This window comes from Acinetobacter sp. WCHA45 (assembly GCF_002165255.2).
In the GTDB taxonomy this organism is placed as follows: Bacteria; Pseudomonadota; Gammaproteobacteria; order Pseudomonadales; family Moraxellaceae; genus Acinetobacter.
This window is the reverse complement of the sequence record NZ_CP028561.1, coordinates 1,185,806-1,204,475: the sequence shown is the minus strand read 5'-3', so window position 1 is coordinate 1,204,475 and position 18,670 is coordinate 1,185,806. Positions and strand designations below refer to the sequence as shown.

At 38.6% G+C, this 18,670-nt stretch carries 22 protein-coding genes and 1 other RNA gene; 12 read left to right on the top strand and 11 right to left on the bottom strand.

The window, feature by feature from the left end; genetic code table 11:
• Positions 1-65: 65 nt before the first annotated feature.
• Positions 66-1,457, bottom strand: coding sequence for a 3-oxoacyl-ACP reductase (locus CDG55_RS07135; RefSeq protein WP_087536867.1), 1,392 nt, complete (start codon positions 1,455-1,457; stop codon positions 66-68).
• A 224-nt stretch (positions 1,458-1,681) separates the two neighbouring features.
• Here CDG55_RS07135 and CDG55_RS07130 point away from each other — a divergent pair, with 224 nt between their 5' ends.
• Positions 1,682-3,208: an acetyl-CoA C-acetyltransferase gene (locus CDG55_RS07130; RefSeq protein WP_087536866.1), complete on the top strand. Its 1,527-nt coding sequence runs from the start codon at positions 1,682-1,684 to the stop codon at positions 3,206-3,208.
• Between the two features lie 77 nt (positions 3,209-3,285).
• Here the strand turns inward: CDG55_RS07130 and CDG55_RS07125 are convergent, their stop codons facing one another.
• The 4 genes from CDG55_RS07125 to CDG55_RS07110 form a co-directional block, all read right to left on the bottom strand.
• A complete protein-coding gene (locus CDG55_RS07125) occupies positions 3,286-3,639 on the bottom strand; it encodes a hypothetical protein (protein ID WP_087536865.1) in 354 nt (117 codons plus the stop codon).
• 119 nt (positions 3,640-3,758) lie between these two features.
• On the bottom strand, positions 3,759-4,547 hold the full coding sequence (locus CDG55_RS07120; RefSeq protein ID WP_087536864.1) for a glutathione S-transferase N-terminal domain-containing protein: 789 nt from the start codon (positions 4,545-4,547) through the stop codon (positions 3,759-3,761).
• A 12-nt stretch (positions 4,548-4,559) separates the two neighbouring features.
• On the bottom strand, positions 4,560-5,072 hold the full coding sequence (rraA, locus tag CDG55_RS07115) for a ribonuclease E activity regulator RraA (protein ID WP_004962721.1): 513 nt from the start codon (positions 5,070-5,072) through the stop codon (positions 4,560-4,562).
• A 12-nt stretch (positions 5,073-5,084) separates the two neighbouring features.
• Positions 5,085-5,750 carry an NAD(P)H-binding protein gene (locus tag CDG55_RS07110; protein WP_087536863.1) on the bottom strand — a complete coding sequence of 222 codons (666 nt, stop codon included), beginning with the start codon at positions 5,748-5,750 and terminating at the stop codon, positions 5,085-5,087.
• 212 nt (positions 5,751-5,962) lie between these two features.
• Here CDG55_RS07110 and rpsT point away from each other — a divergent pair, with 212 nt between their 5' ends.
• Positions 5,963-6,229, top strand: a complete 267-nt coding sequence (gene rpsT, locus CDG55_RS07105) for a 30S ribosomal protein S20 (RefSeq protein ID WP_004639414.1) — start codon at positions 5,963-5,965, stop codon at positions 6,227-6,229.
• Positions 6,230-6,347: 118 nt separating this feature from the next.
• Here the strand turns inward: rpsT and CDG55_RS07100 are convergent, their stop codons facing one another.
• A complete protein-coding gene (locus CDG55_RS07100) occupies positions 6,348-7,079 on the bottom strand; it encodes a histidine phosphatase family protein (protein ID WP_087536862.1) in 732 nt (243 codons plus the stop codon).
• Between the two features lie 56 nt (positions 7,080-7,135).
• Positions 7,136-7,993, bottom strand: a complete 858-nt coding sequence (locus CDG55_RS07095) for a 3'(2'),5'-bisphosphate nucleotidase CysQ family protein (protein WP_087536861.1) — start codon at positions 7,991-7,993, stop codon at positions 7,136-7,138.
• Positions 7,994-8,004: 11 nt separating this feature from the next.
• Here CDG55_RS07095 and CDG55_RS07090 point away from each other — a divergent pair, with 11 nt between their 5' ends.
• The 4 genes from CDG55_RS07090 to CDG55_RS07075 all read left to right on the top strand — a co-directional run bounded on the left by CDG55_RS07090 (position 8,005) and on the right by CDG55_RS07075 (position 10,855).
• Positions 8,005-8,709, top strand: a complete 705-nt coding sequence (locus CDG55_RS07090) for an HAD-IA family hydrolase (protein ID WP_087536860.1) — start codon at positions 8,005-8,007, stop codon at positions 8,707-8,709.
• Entirely contained in the window at positions 8,693-9,121 is a 429-nt protein-coding gene (locus tag CDG55_RS07085) for an RNA-binding S4 domain-containing protein (RefSeq protein WP_005160794.1), read from the top strand. Before CDG55_RS07090 ends, CDG55_RS07085 begins: the two co-directional genes overlap by 17 nt.
• Positions 9,122-9,279: 158 nt before the next feature.
• The gene (recA, locus tag CDG55_RS07080) at positions 9,280-10,326 is read left to right on the top strand and encodes a recombinase RecA (protein WP_004661473.1); all 1,047 of its coding nucleotides are present in this window, start codon (positions 9,280-9,282) and stop codon (positions 10,324-10,326) included.
• A gap of 46 nt (positions 10,327-10,372) precedes the next feature.
• Entirely contained in the window at positions 10,373-10,855 is a 483-nt protein-coding gene (locus CDG55_RS07075; protein ID WP_005160797.1) for a regulatory protein RecX, read from the top strand.
• Positions 10,856-10,865: 10 nt separating this feature from the next.
• Here CDG55_RS07075 and ffs read toward each other — a convergent pair.
• An RNA gene (gene ffs, locus CDG55_RS07070) (signal recognition particle sRNA small type) lies at positions 10,866-10,962 on the bottom strand.
• A gap of 319 nt (positions 10,963-11,281) precedes the next feature.
• On the opposite strand from ffs, the gene CDG55_RS07065 reads away from it, so the two are divergent.
• Entirely contained in the window at positions 11,282-12,145 is an 864-nt protein-coding gene (locus CDG55_RS07065) for a YbgF trimerization domain-containing protein (RefSeq protein WP_005160798.1), read from the top strand.
• 68 nt (positions 12,146-12,213) lie between these two features.
• Here the strand turns inward: CDG55_RS07065 and CDG55_RS07060 are convergent, their stop codons facing one another.
• The 3 genes from CDG55_RS07060 to CDG55_RS07050 form a co-directional block, all read right to left on the bottom strand.
• Positions 12,214-14,085: a SurA N-terminal domain-containing protein gene (locus CDG55_RS07060; RefSeq protein ID WP_005160800.1), complete on the bottom strand. Its 1,872-nt coding sequence runs from the start codon at positions 14,083-14,085 to the stop codon at positions 12,214-12,216.
• 128 nt (positions 14,086-14,213) lie between these two features.
• On the bottom strand, positions 14,214-14,486 hold the full coding sequence (locus CDG55_RS07055; RefSeq protein ID WP_004661469.1) for an HU family DNA-binding protein: 273 nt from the start codon (positions 14,484-14,486) through the stop codon (positions 14,214-14,216).
• A 165-nt stretch (positions 14,487-14,651) separates the two neighbouring features.
• Positions 14,652-15,107 carry a phasin family protein gene (locus tag CDG55_RS07050; RefSeq protein ID WP_005160802.1) on the bottom strand — a complete coding sequence of 152 codons (456 nt, stop codon included), beginning with the start codon at positions 15,105-15,107 and terminating at the stop codon, positions 14,652-14,654.
• Between the two features lie 210 nt (positions 15,108-15,317).
• Here CDG55_RS07050 and CDG55_RS07045 point away from each other — a divergent pair, with 210 nt between their 5' ends.
• The 5 genes from CDG55_RS07045 (at position 15,318) to iscA (ending at position 18,592) form a co-directional block, all read left to right on the top strand.
• Positions 15,318-15,965: a hypothetical protein gene (locus CDG55_RS07045; protein WP_005160804.1), complete on the top strand. Its 648-nt coding sequence runs from the start codon at positions 15,318-15,320 to the stop codon at positions 15,963-15,965.
• A gap of 107 nt (positions 15,966-16,072) precedes the next feature.
• A complete protein-coding gene (locus CDG55_RS07040; protein ID WP_005160806.1) occupies positions 16,073-16,546 on the top strand; it encodes an Rrf2 family transcriptional regulator in 474 nt (157 codons plus the stop codon).
• Between the two features lies 1 nt (position 16,547).
• A complete protein-coding gene (locus CDG55_RS07035) occupies positions 16,548-17,765 on the top strand; it encodes an IscS subfamily cysteine desulfurase (protein ID WP_005160809.1) in 1,218 nt (405 codons plus the stop codon).
• A 91-nt stretch (positions 17,766-17,856) separates the two neighbouring features.
• Complete coding sequence (gene iscU / locus CDG55_RS07030; RefSeq protein ID WP_004677862.1) at positions 17,857-18,246, top strand: Fe-S cluster assembly scaffold IscU; 390 nt, start codon at positions 17,857-17,859, stop codon at positions 18,244-18,246.
• 25 nt (positions 18,247-18,271) lie between these two features.
• Positions 18,272-18,592 carry an iron-sulfur cluster assembly protein IscA gene (gene iscA / locus CDG55_RS07025; RefSeq protein ID WP_005160812.1) on the top strand — a complete coding sequence of 107 codons (321 nt, stop codon included), beginning with the start codon at positions 18,272-18,274 and terminating at the stop codon, positions 18,590-18,592.
• The last annotated feature ends 78 nt before the right edge of the window (positions 18,593-18,670 follow it).

Genomic DNA, 18,670 nt, shown 5'->3' with positions numbered 1-18,670 from the left:
TGAACCTTTCTATATTTTTATAAAAAAGGGATGCACAAGCACCCCCTCTTCAAAACTTTTAACGCTTAAGCGCCCAACAAGCTTTGACCGCATACGCGAACAACGTTGCCTGTCACACCTGTTGAACCAGTAGAAGCATACCAAGCAATTGCTTCAGCAACATCTACAGGTAAACCACCCTGGTTCATTGAGTTCATACGGCGACCAGCTTCACGAATCGCAAATGGAATCGCAGCAGTCATTTGAGTTTCAATGAAGCCTGGTGCAACCGCGTTGATCGTAATACCATTCTTCAATGTTGGTGCAGTAAATTTAACCAAACCAATTACGCCTGCTTTAGACACTGCATAGTTGGTTTGACCCAAGTTACCCGCGATACCACTGATCGATGATACACAAACGATACGACCATTTGCATTTAAACCATCATTAGAAAGTAAGTAATCATTAACACGTTCAATTGCAGACAAGTTAATGTTGATGACTAGATCCCAAAGCTCTGGCTTCATGTTTGCCAAAGTTTTGTCACGAGTAATACCTGCATTGTGAACGATGACATCCAAACCGCCTTGTTTAGCCGCAGCAGTTTTGATTTTCTCGCCAGCGTCAGCAGCAGTAATATCGATTGCCAATACTGAACCGCCAATTGAACCCGCAACACGCTCAAGATCAGCTTGTTGTTGAGGAACATCTAAGCAAATCACATGTGCGCCATCACGTGCCAATACTTGTGCAATTGCTTCACCGATACCACGGCTTGCACCTGTTACGAGTGCGGTTTTACCCGCAAGTGGCTTAGCCCAATCTAATTTCACTGTTTCTGCTTTAGAAATACGGATCACTTGACCAGATACATAAGCAGAACGTGGTGAAATTAAGAAACGTAAAGTAGACTCTAAGTTTGCTTCAGCACCTTGATCTACATAAACCACTTGAGCAGTGATACCCTTTTTGAATTCTTTACCAACAGACTTCACAAAACCTTCAAGCGCACGTTGAGCAATCGCTTGTTTTACGGTTTTAGCTGTTTCAGGTGTTGTACCAATTACAATTACACGACCAGAACTTGAGATTTGACGTGCGATTGGATTAAAGAAGTTATACAACGCTTTTAACTGTTCAGAATCTTGAATACCTGAAGCATCAAATACGACCGCTTTAAACTTAGATTCTTTATCATCTGCATTTAAAGGGCGAAGGTTTAAACCTACTTTTGCAGCAGTTTGTTGTAATTCAACATTATTGCCTACGTAGCTATCTGCATGGATATTGCTAAGAACTTGAGCAATCGCAGCAGAAATTGTGCTTGAAGGTGCTGCGCCAAGCAATACGGCACCATTTACAACAGGTTGGGCACTTTCAAAACGATCTAAGCTAACTGGTGATGGTAAACCTAAATTTTTTACAACAAATTTACCCAAAGGTGATTGTGTAAATGCTTGGTATTGATCGGTCATGATTATTATCTCTCATACAAATGAATTTTTTACAAACATCTAAACCATGTCAGCAAAATAACATGAAACCAATGTTTGATTGACTCACAATAAATCATACTTGACTTCATGTCTGGATGTCTTGACCTGAATGTGGTCTAAAGCGTCATTCTAGTCAATACAGCAGTACTGGAAATATGCTATGGTTATAGTAAGAATATCGCAATTATGCTTGGAAAAGCCTTATGAGCAAAACAACTCAAGAAAATCCAGCAGTCGAGAATTCTGCTCAAGAGACTGTGTCAAATACATCAAAAGCAACTTCTACTCCAAGTAAAAGTGCTGACGCAACTCCTAAAGCAGCAAGTACGACAACTAAAACGACTCGTCCTCGTTCTACCAGTCGTAGTACAAAAAGCACTGCTTCTTCTACATCTACAAAAGCAGCAACAGCTAAAACAACCAAACCTTCTGTTCAACAGGATAAAACCATGAGCCAAAACACTGTTCGCCGTGTTGCCATTATTGGCGGTAACCGTATTCCATTCGCTCGTTCAAACGGCGCATATTTCACTGCCTCAAACATGGATATGTTCACCGCAGCATTAAACGGCTTAGTTGAGCGTTTTAACCTACAAGGCCAACGTTTAGGTGAAGTGGTTGCAGGTGCGGTATTAAAACACAGCCGTGACTTCAACATGACTCGTGAGTGTGTTTTAAATACTCAGCTTGCACCAGAAACTCCAGCTTATGACATTCAACAGGCATGTGGTACTGGCTTACAGGCAGCTTTCCTTGTTGCAAACAAAATTGCTTTGGGTCAAATCGAAGTGGGTATTGCAGGTGGTGTTGATACCACATCTGATGCACCGATTGCATTGGGTGACGGTTTACGTAAAGCTTTGCTTGAGCTGAACATCGCTAAAACAGGTAAAGATCGCCTTAAAGCATTGAAAAAAATCAATGTTAAAGATTTGATGGATGCACCGAAAAATGGTGAGCCACGTACAGGTCTTTCAATGGGTGACCATCAGGCAATTACTGCTCTTGAGTGGGGCATTAGCCGTGAAGATCAAGATGCTTTAGCAGCTTCTTCTCATCAAAAAATGGCAAAAGCATACGAAGAAGGTTTCTTCGATGACTTAATCACACCGTTCTTAGGTTTAAGCCGTGACAACAACTTACGTGCTGACTCAACTGCTGAGAAATTAGCAAAATTAAAACCAGTATTTGGTAAAGGCGAAGCTGCAACAATGACAGCGGGTAACTCTACTCCACTTACTGACGGTGCTTCATGCGTACTTTTAGCTTCTGAAGAGTGGGCTAAAGCAAATGGTCACGAAGTTCTTGCTTACTTGACGTTCACTGAAACTGCTGCGGTTGATTTCGTGGGTAAAAAAGAAGGCTTATTGATGGCTCCTGCTTATGCAGTTCCACGTATGCTTGAGCGTGCTGGTCTTAAACTTCAAGATTTCGACTACTACGAAATCCACGAAGCGTTTGCATCACAAGTACTTTCTACTTTGAAAGCTTGGGAAGATGAGAAGTTCTGTAAAGAGCGCTTAGGCTTAGATGCACCTTTAGGTTCAATTGATCGTAGCAAATTAAACGTTAAAGGTTCTTCTTTAGCTGCGGGTCACCCATTCGCTGCAACTGGTGGTCGTATCATCGCGACTGCTGCGAAAATCTTAAACCAAAAAGGTTCAGGTCGTATCTTAGTTTCGATCTGTGCTGCTGGCGGTCAAGGTGTAACAGCAATTATTGAAAAATAATCGTTAGCTTGCATAATAAAAAGCTGAATCAAATGATTCAGCTTTTTTTATACTACTATTCATAAGGACATATTGGCTTATCTTGGTCTTTGAAATTTCACATAATAATCATTCAAAATTTTGATCATTTCTTTGAACTCTTTGAGATTTTCTTCTGTATTCCCCAAGCGTCCTACAAAACGTTGCGAATAAATTTCTAAATCAATTTTTTCATTTATCTGTGGACTGATTTCAAACAACTTTGCCAAATCATCAAAGTGATCTAATTTTCGATTTGAAAAATACTCCAGACGAAAACCCAATTCATTCAGTTTTATACCCTTCAATATAGCACCATGCTCCTTATCAAAGGCTAAAGCATGCTCTTTCAAAAACAATTGTTCTAGTGTCTCTTTTGAGCTTTTGAATAAACTAGATAACTGACTGAACATTAGTTGATCACATCACAATATTAACTAAAGTATTTAACCTGCAAAACAATCATGAGTGCAACAACCAAAAACAACCAAATGATAAAAAAAGCACCTTCTTGAAGGTGCTTTTTCAATATTTATTGTCCGTACTGTTTCTTTAGATACTCAACAATTTTAGCTGACTCAAACATTTTCACACCCGTGTTCGGATCAACCAAATATGGAACCTGAATATCACGCCCCATGATTTCAACAGTCTTTTCACGCTTACCATTTGGTAGTGGAATATATTTCCCTGGTTTTAAACGCAAAATCGCAGGACCCATATCTTGCCAACGCTCTTTCGGTACGTTGTGCAACACATAAGGTAATTCCAATTCACATAATACTTCACGTACTAAACGCGTATACGGACTAGCCTCAAAACTCCATAACTCTAAAAGTTCCGTTGGCGCTGGGCGATTAATAATTTTCTTACTGATCCAAACACCACGAGCTGCATTTGCAACAGTAGCCAAAGTCGAAACATACGGTAATTTAGGATAATGACTATATTTTTTTGGAGTTTGTCCCGTTTTTCCATAATGCTTAAATAAATGATGAATAATGTCTTGTGATTCGTATAACTGATCACCTGTATTTTCATCAATTAAAAATGGAAACTGCTTTTTCCCACCTTTTTGCTTTACGATTTGACGGTATTTTTCACCACCTTTCGGACATGGATAGATTTCAACATCCAAATTCAGAAGCGTAATAACTTCACGAACACGTCGGCAAAATGGTGAACCTTCAAATTCATATAGCTTGATTGGTTTTTCAGGCTGATTCGGAAATGGTGTTCCTGACACACCACGCCCACCTTCGATAAGTGTTGCAGCTACTGATTGTAAAACTTTAAACTGATGGCTCACCATTTTAAGCATACTGTTATCCTTTTAGCAGTCGACTAGTTTTTCTTTGGCAATCACAATTCCGTTATTATCTGCATAGATATAATCGCCAGAATTAATGGTCACACCACCAAAATACAATGTGATGTCTACTTCACCTATGCCTTTACGATTACTTTTTTGCGGTATTGCAGCCAATGCATGCACACCCAAGTCTAATTCCGCAATTGCATCGACATCACGTACACAACCATAAATTACCACCCCATTCCAATGGTTTTTTACAGCCGAATCAGCAATTAAGTCCCCCATCAAAGCACAACGCATTGATGCACCACCATCAACAACCAAGACTTTACCCGTACCATCGGTCGCTAAAAGTTCTTTAACACGAGAGTTATCTTCATAACATTTAACGGTAACGATCTGACCACCAAACGTTTTACGTGCGCCGTAGCTCTTAAAAAATTTACCATCCATGCAAGGTGTTACAACTTGCAACTCTTTATCTGGATTATCATCTAATAGGTCACAGGTAACGAAAGATACTGTTGTCACAAAAGTTCTCCTTTATTGTGTCTGCTGAATCGCTAAATTATCATATAGTTTAAATGCTGCTGTTTGTGTTTGAGCCGCAATCACCATAGTATGCGCCAATTGTTCTGCGGTTACAGGCTTATATTTAAACGGCTTGGTCCAAGTTTTTTCAACCAATTTAAATAGCGTTTGTGCCATATCTTCTAAAACCCGTACTTCACTACGCTTACCAATTAAGAGTGAAGGTTGAAAAATTGAGAGCTTATATATCGACAAGCTTTTTAAGTAGTTTTCCAACTCACCTTTAACTTTATTATAGAAAACTGGTGAATTAGCATTCGCTCCTAAAGCACTGACCACCAATAAATGAATATTTTTATCTTGGATTAAATCAGCAAAATGAGCGTTAATTTCATAGTCAATTGCGTAAAATGCTTGTTTCGATCCAGCTTGTTTAATCGTGCTACCTAAGCAACTAAATGCATGGGTATAAGTACTTACATCTTCATCATTCAAAAGCAAAAAATCTTCTAGAATAAGCTGATTTACTTTGCTATAAGATTTTAATTTATCTGAATTTTTCCTTACTACAACAGTCACAGAACTAAAATCATTTGACTGTTCCAATTCAGCCACTAGCGCTTCACCCACTAGCCCTGTAGCACCAATAACAATTGCCTTTTTATCACCTATTCTCATTTTTATTTATTCCGACTCATAACTAAGCCTAATGTAACGTTTTCTTGCAAGATTATCACCTGTTAAATGTACTTAAAAGTATCACAAGGCTTGACTTCGGGGCTTAGTTTCCTCAAAATATGGCACTTGTTTACGGGCTGGTGAATGTTGCCAATATTTTTTGGTTTTAACTTCAGCCCGCCCAGACCAACTTATTTTCAAGGAGTGCACGAGTGGCAAACTCTGCTCAAGCTAAAAAACGTGCTCGTCAAAACGTTAAAGCACGTAAACACAACGCAAGCTTGCGTTCTATGGTTCGTACTTACATCAAACGTACTGTAAATGCGATCGCTGCTGGTGACTATGCTGTTGCTTCAGAAGCTTATAAAACAGCTGTACCTGTAATCGACCGTATGGCTGATAAAGGCATCATCCACAAAAATAAAGCTGCTCGTCACAAGAGCCGCTTAAACGCTCAAATTAAAGCATTAGCTAACTAATTTGATGCATGTAAAAAAGCCCGATTTTCGGGCTTTTTTATTATCTTCAACTTAGTAATGCAACGTTAGTAGTTTTTTAATTTTAAATTGCACAATTAAATCATACTTTTCAAAAATCTTATTTATTCTGAAAATCTTTAATAACCAATTCATGCTTTTGACCACGCCAGATCCATTTTAGCTTACTACTGCTAAAATCCTCACCTTCAAACCACACAAATAAGCCCTCCATCATCTCAGGCCAATCCGACTTATCAATTTGTGTTTGACCTGAAATCACTGCAACGATCGCAGCGATAATGGTGTCGTGGCTAACAGCCAAGCTTAAACCCTGATGTTGCGTTGGATGGGTATGATATAACAGCTCCAGAACATCAAAAACGCCTGTAATTGGATGTTTCATACCAGGCAAAGCATTATTCACAAAGCTATTAATAAACCCTAATGCACCTTGTTTACGAAAGTAAGGGGCTGCTTGCTGAATATCCAATACAAAGCTTCCGGGTTCTACTAACAATCGCTGCTCAACAATTTCGATCGTATGCGTATTTATTGCCTCATGAATCCCATCTGCACCTTGAATCATTAATGCAGCCGTATCAACACAACGCTGAATCGGACTAGAGATACAATGTTGAATTGCTCGATCCGTATTTTTAATAAGATATTGACCCCATGCATAAGCCAAATCTCGACCTTGTTCCGTTAATTGCAAGTCATAACCAGCCAAACCCTGCCCATTCACCAATTCACGCAACGAATGGCGAGTAAACAGTGTTACAGGAATTGAGGCATCAGGAAGCAGATCAACTGCTTCAAACATGCTTTTTGGCAATAAATGCAGAGCCATATCACAATTTACAAAAGATGAGAATTTAGCTCACTATACCATGCAGACGACAAGACTCAATCTAAAATGCCTGAATGCGCCAAGGCCTCATAAGCAATTTTTTTGCAATATTGATCTCTAAAAGCAATAAAACCACCATTCAATACCGTTTCACGCTGATTATATTGAAATGGTTTTCCACCCAGAGTCATCAATCCACCACCGATACTTTCAAGCAAAGCTTGTCCTGAACTGGTATCCCACTCTGAGGTTGGATGAAATCTTGGGTAAATATCAATTTCACCTTCTAACATCATGCAAAATTTATAAGCACTCCCTGCCTCACGTCTTTCTACAGCACGATCTCGCAAAATTGGTTCGATAAAATTTTTATACTTTGGATTTTTACTGTTATGACTCAAACCAATTTGAAGTGGTGTTGTCAAATCATGTTCTTCGACCTGATATTGAAACCATTCTTGACGGCTAAAACTATACTTATAAGGTAAGTGTGACTGATAACCAATATACATGACCTGTTCACAGGGTACGGCAATAATCGCAAAAGTCGTTTCATTACCCTCGATCAAGCTTAAATTAATCGTAAATTCATCACGCTCATGAATAAACTCTTTCGTACCATCTAAAGGATCGAGCATCCAGCAACGTGACCAAGCAGATCGAGCAGAATAATCACTCTCCTCTGACAACACTGGTAACTCTGGCGTAAATTCCGCTAACTGCTTTAATAAAAAACGATTTACTTTTAAATCTGCCTGAGTCACAGGCGAATCATCACTTTTTTCCTGAATATTAAACTCACCACCCGCACAATAATTTTGATATTCTTCCAATAATATTTGACTTGCCTGCGCCATGATTGGCACAAGTTTCAGAATAAATTGATCTTGTGGGGCAAGCGTTTTAATAAACATAGATCAGCCTTATGTCATATTCAGATTTACAGCAGCAGCCTATCGCCATGTTCGACATGGATGGCACATTACTCGATTTAGCCTTCGATGATTTTATTTGGAATCATTGTTTACCTGAACGTCATGCCCAAACACACCAATGCACTCTAGAACAGAGTAAACAGACACTATTTCAATTTTACCAACAACATAAGCATACACTATCTTGGTATTCTTCTGCGTACTGGACTACAAAAGTTGGAGTCGATGTTTTGCAACTCCTATACGAGCATCGAGAAAAAATCAAAGCGCGTTCAGGTTGCTTTGAATTATTAGAACAACTCAAAGCTCAAGGCTATCGCTGTTGGTTACTGACCAATGCTGATCGAGCAGGCTTACAACTGAAGCTTGAAAATGTCGAACTTAGCCCTTACTTTGAAGTCATGATCAGTAGTGAAGAGCTTGGGCATGCCAAAGAAGAAGTCGCTTTTTGGCAAAAGTTACAACAAATACATCCATTTGATCCAGCTCAAGCAATATTTATTGATGATACGGTTGCGGTACTCCAAGGTGCTGAACGTTTTGGTATTAACCAATTATTTAGCATTTTACAACCGTCTAGTGCTAAACCCGCTCGACTCGCCACGGAAATAGCGTACCCATCACTTGATCATTTAACCAATCTCTTTGATTATCTTGACACCAACTTACAGGTAACAGATGCCAAAACAGCATGAATCAGACAGCATGGATGCCATGCGCATTGATAAATGGCTTTGGGCTGCACGTTTTTTTAAAACTCGCTCTATTGCCAAAGCCGCAATTGAAGGTGGTAAAGTCCATCACAACAATGACCGCGTTAAAGTTTCTAGAGACGTGCGTATTGGAATGGAACTCACCATACAGCAAGGTTTTGAGAAAAAGACCGTTGTTGTGAAAGCACTATCAGCTGTTCGAGGTGGTGCTCCCATGGCTCAACTTCTTTATGAAGAAACGCCTGAAAGTATTGAACGCAGAGAGTTGCATGCATCACAGCGAAAATTGCATAATCTAGCCCGACCTGATCACCGACCAAGTAAAAAAGATCGTCGTGATATCAATCGTTTTAAACAAGAAAATGTAGAATCATGGTCATATCATGATGAATAAAATTTTCTAATTTGGATGCGTCATCTTGTGTCGTACTGACACAGATCAGATGTGGAATATACAACTAGAATCTGCCACTATACTCAAGTCCCAACAAGTTGAGATTCAGTACATCCACTTGGGTTAGTCGTTAAGAAATAAAGTTTTGAGGTTTTGAGATGGATGATAATAAAAGCAAGGCGTTACAAGCAGCCTTAAGCCAAATTGAAAAGCAGTTTGGTAAAAATACCGTGATGCGCTTAGGTGATAATACTGTACAAGCTGTTGAAGCGGTTTCTACAGGTTCTTTAACTCTCGATATCGCATTAGGGATTGGCGGATTACCTAAAGGTCGTATTATCGAAATTTATGGTCCTGAATCTTCAGGTAAAACCACCATGACATTACAAGCGATTGCTCAATGTCAAAAAAATGGCGGTACCTGTGCCTTTATCGATGCAGAACATGCATTAGATCCAGAATATGCACGTAAGCTTGGCGTAGATATTGATAATCTATTGGTTTCACAACCTGACCACGGTGAGCAAGCGCTCGAAATCGCCGATATGCTAGTGCGTTCGGGTGCAATCGATTTAATCGTTGTCGACTCTGTAGCAGCATTAACCCCTAAAGCTGAAATTGAAGGCGAAATGGGCGACTCGCATATGGGCTTACAAGCACGCTTAATGAGTCAAGCTCTGCGTAAAATTACAGGTAATGCAAAACGCTCGAACTGTATGGTGATCTTCATTAACCAAATCCGTATGAAGATTGGTGTAATGTTTGGTAGTCCAGAAACCACTACAGGTGGTAATGCACTTAAATTCTACGCTTCTGTACGCTTAGACATCCGTCGTATTGGTCAAGTGAAAGAAGGTGACGAGATCACAGGTAACGAAACGCGTGTTAAAGTTGTGAAAAACAAAATGGCACCTCCGTTCAAAGAAGCTGTGTTCCAAATCATGTATGGCAAAGGTACCAATCAGTTAGGCGAATTGGTTGATCTTGCTGTTCAACAAGACATCGTACAAAAAGCGGGTGCTTGGTATTCTTATCAAGGCAATAAAATTGGTCAAGGTAAAAATAACGTGATTCGACATTTTGAGGAAAATCCAGCAATGGCTCAAGAAATCGAAAAGGTCATTCGTGAACAACTTCTTACTAAAAATAACAAAGAAGCAGCTCAAACTGAAGATGAAGAAGAACCAGATTTTTTAGAAAGCTAAGCTGAAACGCCCTTCGGGGCGTTTTTCTTTCAAGAGGATATAAAACTTGTTTAATTCTGAAAAAATAGAGAAACCGAAAACACTAACAGGTGTAAGATTACGCTCTTATGCATTTGCCCTTCTTACACGTCGGGATTATTCCAAAGCAGATCTCGAAGCAAAATTAAATCAATATGCGATCAATCCAGAAGAAGTCGCAAATCTAGTTGATGAATTAGCACAACAAAATTACCAAAGCGACCAACGTGTTGCAGAACTCACATTGGCCAGTCAACTTAGAAAAGGTAAAGGATTACAAAGAATTAAACAGGTTTTAAAAGCAAAACAACTCGATACAGAACTTATTAAAGAAGAACTTTCAGAGGTCGATTGGCTAGATCAAGCTTATCAACTCAAAATAAAGAAATTTGGAATAGAAGTAGAGACAGATCCAAAACTAAAAGCAAGACAAATTAGATTCTTACAGTACCGAGGATTTGATATGGGAATAATTATGAAAGCAATTGCTCGAACGAGCGATGAAGAATAAATGGTGGCAACCCCACTAGCATTACTTCGGCACATCATAGTTCTACTACCGTTGCTACCTTCCGGTCCTGGCGGGGTTCGTAGAGTACAATTGCGAAGCTACCAGCAGGGCTACCATTGCCTGACAAAGTATAGAGATTTTTACCTGAGTTGCAAGACTTGTATCTGTTTTTAAGTGACTTTTTGATTCAATTGCTTATTTCATCAGCAAAATCTATCTCTATATTATCCGTTTAATTTAAATATGTATAAACATTAAACAACAGATAATTTCTTTATTCGAAAAATGCTTGAAGATTGTAAATGCTTATTGCATTTAAATGAGTTGCTGCTTTAATGACTAAATCAAAAACATAGATCTAGTGTGCCACAAGTAAACATGAGGACTTGTTCGCTCACGGCTTTTTAACTTTATGGATGAATTTTTATGCTAAAAAAGTATTCCGTACTTTTTACTGCCTTACTCGCTAGCGCACATTTATATGCAAATGTTCCCATTGAATCTCGTGCACTGAGCCAGACGATTGCAGATAACACAAATATCTCTAATCCTGGCGCAAACCTAAATTGGGATCTCATTCAAAAGAACCAAAAACTAGAAGAAGAAGTTCGAAAATTACGAGGACAATTAGAAGAGCATGACAATTCTATTGAACAACTGAAAAAAGAGTTGGCAAATCGCTATACAGATTTAGATCAACGCTTAGAATTACTCTCTCAAAAAATTGACCCGCCAGAAGAAAATACAGAACCAGAAAATAGTACGACAACTGATACAGTAAAAACAGAAACAAACTCAGCTCCAACATCTGCACCCACATCAACAGCTCCTAGTCCTGTAAAACAAGACACAGTCTCTCAGACACCTGCCGTACAACCGAAGTCAAATACCGCTACCACAAGCAATACCACCAACCAAATTGAGCTAGAAAAAGCAGCATATACGGTTGCTCTAGATGCCTACAAACAAGGTGGTGCAAAAAAAGCCATCCAACCCATGCAAAATTTCATTAAAAACCACCCAAATGGAATTTATGTTGGAAACGCTTACTTTTGGCTAGCTGAGTTTTATTTAGCGGTTGAACCTGTTGACTATAAAGCAGCCAAACAAAACTATAATATCGTGGTAACACGCTATCCCAATTCAGCAAAAGCTTCTCGAGCGGTTTATCAACTTTATAGCATTGCAAAAGAAGTCGATAAAAACACTGCTCTTACCAATAAGTATAAAACAAAGTTGCTTAACCAATATCCACAATCCGAAGAAGCTAAATTTATTCAGAAAAAATAATGCTTATCATGCACAAAAAAGCCAGTTCATAAGAACTGGCTTTTTAAATTTCAAAGCTTAGATCAAACTTATTTGATCTTCGCCTGTGATTTTAAATAATCAGTATAGTCTTCTAGTAACTGCTGACCACGGAACTGCTGATACAACTTAGTTAACTCAGCAATTTGTTCTGGCGGTAACTCATTTGCAGCATTAGTATTCACGTTTGAAACTGCAACGATAACCAACTCATTAGGTAATTTTGCTGTCGTAGCAGACCACATACCTTCTTTAGTTGGCGCTGGAATACTGAAAGCAGCACGTTCAATTGCACGCTTTAAACCTTGAGAACGTGCAAATGTACCTGCATCTTCAAAAGTGACTTGTGATTTTGCAACAACTTGTGCAGCAGGTAACGCTTTAAAATCAGCTAAAATCTTTGAAATTTTTGCTTGAGCAGCTTTATATGCCTTTGCATCAATGACTTTTGCTTTTACTTCAGCAGTCGCTTGATCTAATGGTTTAACACCCGCTGCATGGTAATTACGGACTTTAATCCAAATCGTATCACCATTCGCTAACTGAATATTAGAAGATGCATTACGGTCACCGTTTTTCACATCATCATTGAACAGTTTTGCTTTAACATTTAAATCACTCAAATAAGGGTTTTGAGTAGTTAAGGTCACCCCATTTAAAGATTCAACACGAGCACCCTTCACTTCTTGAGCAACCGCTTCTAAAGAGTCATTGCCCACAACCATTTCATTTAAGCTATTTACAGTATCGCTAAATAAATTTGCAGTTTTTGCTTTCTGCACTTCAGCTGTTAAGCGAGCTTTCTCACTCTCAAATGAAGGAATATTTGTAACTGGTGCATTTGCTTCAATGATATGGTAGCCATATTGTGTTTTAACAGGCTTAGAAACTTCACCATTCTTTAATCCATTAACCGCATTATCAAAGTCGGCTGAGAAAATACCTGGCGCGTAAGCATCAACTAAACCACCCTGTGCTTTTGAAGTCGGGTCTTCAGAAAATTGTGCAGCCGCTTGAGCAAATGACATTCCACCTTGAATCTTGGCATAAACATCATTCGCAATTTTTTGAGCTGCTGCCGCATCGCGCGCATCAGTTGTAATTAAAATATGCTTAACTTCACGTTTTGCATCTTTCTGCTGCTTTTCAACAAAAGCCTTATAAGCTTGTTGTAAATCAGCATCAGTGATATTTAAATTAGTTTGAGGCAATAATGCTGGGCTTAAAACCACATAGTCAACATCAACACTCGCAACTTGCTTAAATTCATTTTTATGCTTGTTGTAGTACTCTGTTATTTCTTGAGTCGACGCAGTCAAACCTTTTTTATAATCATCCAACTTAATACTTGCTAAATGCAAAGTACGCTGTTCTGTTTGCAAACTCGCAAGCTGATGTAAATCAGATTGACTTACCAACGCATAATCTAACAAAGTCGATGAAATCATTTTTAGGGCATGATCTTGACGCAGGCTAGCAATTAGAGCTTGGTTAGTCATTCCAACTGAACGTAAATAATTTTCATACAACTTTTGAGAAAACTTTCCATTTTCTTGGAAACTTGGTTGTTGTGCCAACATTTGCTCTAGCTGAGTATCACTTAAAGAAATACCTAATTTTTCTGCCTGTTGTTGCAATAAAGAGCGTGCAATCAGCGCATCTAAAGCTTTTTGCTGAATAACGGACTGATTTAAAAGAGACTCATCACCCTTAACCATTGATAAATATTGATCTTTATAATTTTTAGTCGCACTTTCCAAGTCTTTATTAGAAATATCTTGTCCGTTAACAGATTTCGCAACGTCTGCTTTATTACTGCCGCTAAAATATCCTTCAATACCTACAAGCGCTAAAGGGGTCAAAAACAAAACTAATAGGACTTTGCCAAGCCAACCCTTAATGACTGTACGAAATGATTCCATAAGTATTCCAATATTTTATTTCGGGGCAATTTTAACTGAAAAACCAAAGCGAATGAATGCTGAATAAAGTATTTCATTCAATAAATAAAAAACGCACCCAAAATGGTGCGTTTTCTGATTTAAAAAGATTACGCAACTGAATCTTTTAAACCCTTACCTGGTTTAAAACTAGGTACTTTGCTTGCTTTAATTTGAAGCTCTTCACCTGTTTTAGGATTACGACCAGTACGTGCAGCACGTTCTTTAACGCTAAATGTACCAAAACCAACTAAAGTAACCGTATCACCGCTTTTAAGTGCTTCAGTGATTGACGCAATCGTTGCATCGAGTGCCTTACCAGCATCCGATTTAGATACTCCCCCTTTTTCAGCAATCGCATCAATTAATTCTGATTTATTCATGATAAAAAATATCCTCTTAATATCGTTTGTTAAGATCCAAGGCTATAGTTTAAAAGGCCATGCCGCCTTTATAGCAATGCTTTAGGGGAGAACGCAATACTAGAAAGGCTTTTTAGCAAAAATAAATACTCAAAAACCACATAAACAGACGAGTGCCTATATTTTTTACTTTTTATTCAATTTACTCTTTAATAGATTATTTTCTTCAATCAATGCATCTACTTTAATATGTAGCTGAACTAAAAGTTGCTCGATATGCTGGAGATCTTTTGGAGTGACTAGACCAATACGATTCAACGAATGATTCACACCTGTGTCTAAAATTTTTTCAACTTTATCTTTAGTATCCGTCACTGATTCTTTGGCTTTCTCAGTTACTTTTCCAACAGTGCTATCAGCAAAATCTACGGTCTTGGATTCTAGCTCTTCACCCACCTTGACTAAAGAGTCAAATAATTTATTTCCCTCTTCTTCGGCGCGTGAAAAAGCACCTAATCCAGCCAGCCAAATCTGTTGCGTATACTTTTTGAAATCAAGGGCAGATTTTTTAGAACTCTTTGATTTTAGCTTAGTTTTTACCTCTGCCTCATCAGTTGGGTGTTCTACATTTGAGTTGTCCATTAACCATTACTCCCAAACACTTTACAAACAGTATGTCGTATTTAACCATAAAAATGTTTTTATAATATCAAAGTTAAGACTTGATCGTTTTAAAAAACTGTTCTACAAAGCAATAAAGTCATGTAAATTATTTTTAACAATTGAGTATGGATACTCAGATTTACGTGCTTTATGAAATTTATAGTGTGATTGGCAAGGACAAAGAGACCTATGAGTGATACGCAACAAAGACATAAACACCCCCATTTGTTGCTAAACATTGTCATCATTGTTTTAGAAACTTTTTTTTCATTCATTCTCACGCATGATGCAACTTTACGCTTGCAAGCGAAAAAGCTTATCGATGAAAAAGTTACCATTCGAATCAACAGCTATATTCCTTTTTTTGACTTTTATGTCCAATTTACCGAAAAAGGAATTTTATTTGATATGAAAGCACTAGATCGAAAAGTTGATCTAGAAATAAATAGCACACTCATCGATTTGATTAAAATTTTCGTATTTAATAATCAGCGCAGTATTTACAATATGCGTATTTTAGGTGATGCAAGACTTCAAGAAGATGTGATGGATTTAATCCCTCACCTCACACTCACGAGTATATTCGCAAATTGGAAACAATGGTTCAATGCATTTGATAATGATGCAGAAGCTATTGCGTCTCAGCAACGAATCGCGCCATTGCTTGATAAAATTGATCAGCAACGCTCTGAGATCAACTCATTATTGGTTGAAGTTAAACAATATCAAAACCGTATTCACCGAATGCAAAAACGCCAGCGCCTGATCAATATTAGCTTTGCTGTATTGAGCTTTATTTTTATTGCCTTTTTTGTTTATACTATGTGGATACAATAATTCAAATATATTTCACTTTTCACACTGATAATGACAATTTAAAACTTGACTATTTTAGTCGGAATTAATAAAATTTAGACATCTAGTCTAACCATGTGTATCGAATCATGCGCCTTACAACTCGCGGTCGTTACGCAGTGACTGCTCTACTTGATTTAGCTTTGCAGCCAACTGAACAAACGATCACGCTTGCGGAAATAGCAGCACGCCAATCCATCTCAGTCGCTTATTTAGAACAGTTATTCGCGAAACTTAAGCGTCATGAGTTAGTTTCAAGCGTTCGTGGTGCTAACGGTGGATATCATCTTGCACGCAATGCTGCTGAAATCACTGTGCTAGAAATTATCGAAGCTGTAAATGAAACTGTCGATGCGACACGTTGTGACCATAAAGGTAACTGCCAAAATGGTGCAATGTGCTTAACGCATGACTTATGGCAAGAACTCTCCCACCATATTGCCGATTATCTTTCAAAAATTTCTCTTGCAGACTTAATTGCACGTGACAACGTTCAAACTGTTTCACTACGTCAAAACTCAGCAAGTTTAGATTCAGCCCTCCTATCGGTTACAGGTATTTGACATGAAACGTCCAATTTATCTTGATTATGCAGCAACAACACCAGTACTTCCTGAAGTTGCACAACGTATGATGGAATGTTTAACCTTCGAAGGGACTTTTGGTAATCCTGCATCACGCTCGCATGCCTATGGTTGGCAAGCTGAAGAAAAAGCTGAATATGCACGTGAACAAGTTGCAAACCTAGTTAAAGCAGATCCACGTGAGATCGTTTGGACTTCTGGTGCAACTGAATCTAACAACTTAGCACTAAAAGGTATTGCTCAGTTTTACGGTTCAAAAGGCAAGCACATCATTACTAGTAAAATCGAACACAAAGCAGTGTTAGATACTTGCCGCGAGCTAGAAGAACAAGGTTTTGAAATTACTTATTTAGAACCTGAACCACGTACAGGTTTAATTACGCCTGAGATGGTGAAAGCGGCTTTACGTCCAGATACCATTCTTGTTTCACTGATGATGGTCAACAATGAAATCGGCACCATTACTGACGTAGCGGCTATTGGCGAGTTAACACGTGCGAATAAAACATTCTTACACGTTGATGCAGCACAAGCCGCTGGTAAAGTCGAAATCGATCTTTCAACCATGAAAATTGATTTAATGAGCTTCTCTGGTCATAAAATTTATGGTCCTAAAGGAATTGGTGCTCTATTTGTCCGCCGTAGCCCACGTGTTCGCTTAAAAGCACAAATGCATGGTGGTGGTCATGAGCGCGGTATGCGTTCTGGTACTTTAGCAACTCATCAAATTGTAGGTATGGGTGAAGCTTTTGAAATTGCTGGGAAAACCATGCAAGCAGAACAAGAGCGTCTTCGCCACCTACGTGACAAACTTTGGAATGGCTTTCAAGACCTTGAGCAAGTGTTCTTGAATGGTCATCCGACTGAGAACGTTGCAAACTATCTAAATGTTAGCTTCAACTTCGTTGAAGGCGAGTCACTGATGATGGCATTAAAAGATGCTGCCGTTTCAAGTGGTTCAGCATGTACATCTGCAACTTTAGAACCATCATACGTATTGCGTGCCTTAGGTTTATCTGACGAGTTGGCACATAGTTCAATTCGTTTCAGTTTTGGTAAATACACAACTGAAGCAGATATTGATCATGTGTTAACAATTACCAAAGCTGCTGTTGAGAAATTACGTGAACTTTCTCCGCTTTGGGATATGTACAAAGAAGGGATTGATCTTTCAACAGTTGAATGGGCTGAACACTAATTTATAAGGTGCTCTATTGAGCACTTCATTGAAAAGTATGTTTTAACCCTCATATTAATATTAGGCTGACCCCGAGGTTTGGAGAAGCGACATGGCTTATAGCGAAAAGGTAATTGATCATTACGAAAACCCTCGTAATGTTGGTGTATTAGACAAAAATGCAGAAAACGTAGGTACAGGTATGGTCGGCGCACCTGCATGTGGCGACGTGATGCGTTTACAAATTCAAGTCGATGACAATGGCGTAATTGAAGAAGCTCGCTTCAAAACTTACGGCTGTGGTTCTGCAATCGCATCAAGCTCTCTTGTAACTGAATGGCTAAAAGGTAAAACACTTGATGAAGCTCAAGCAATCAAAAACATTGATATTGCGACCGAGCTTGCGCTTCCACCAGTAAAAGTACACTGCTCAGTATTGGCTGAAGATGCAATCAAAGCTGCGATTGAAGACTATCGTGGTAAGAAAGCGAAAGCTGTGTGATGACCGAAATAATATTGGAGTTTTCATGATCCATTTAACTGAAAATGCTGCGACTCACATCAGCAATTACCTGCAAAACCGCGGTAAGGGTGAAGGCATTCGTATTGGTGTGAAAACTTCGGGTTGTTCTGGGTTGGCGTATGTACTTGAGTTTGTCGATGATATCGATACACATGATCAAGTGTTTGAACAATTCGGTGTTAAAGTTTTTGTTGACCCTAAAAGCCTTGTTTATCTCAATGGTTTAGAGATGGATTATGTGAAAAATGGTTTGAATGAAGGCTTTGAATTTAACAACCCTAACCAAAAAGGTGAATGTGGTTGCGGTGAATCATTTACCGTCTAACTAGCAACACCCTCTTTTTTTTTCGTCAAAACAGTGTGTTCCGCACTGTTTTAACGTATTTATTAATAGCGGAATTCA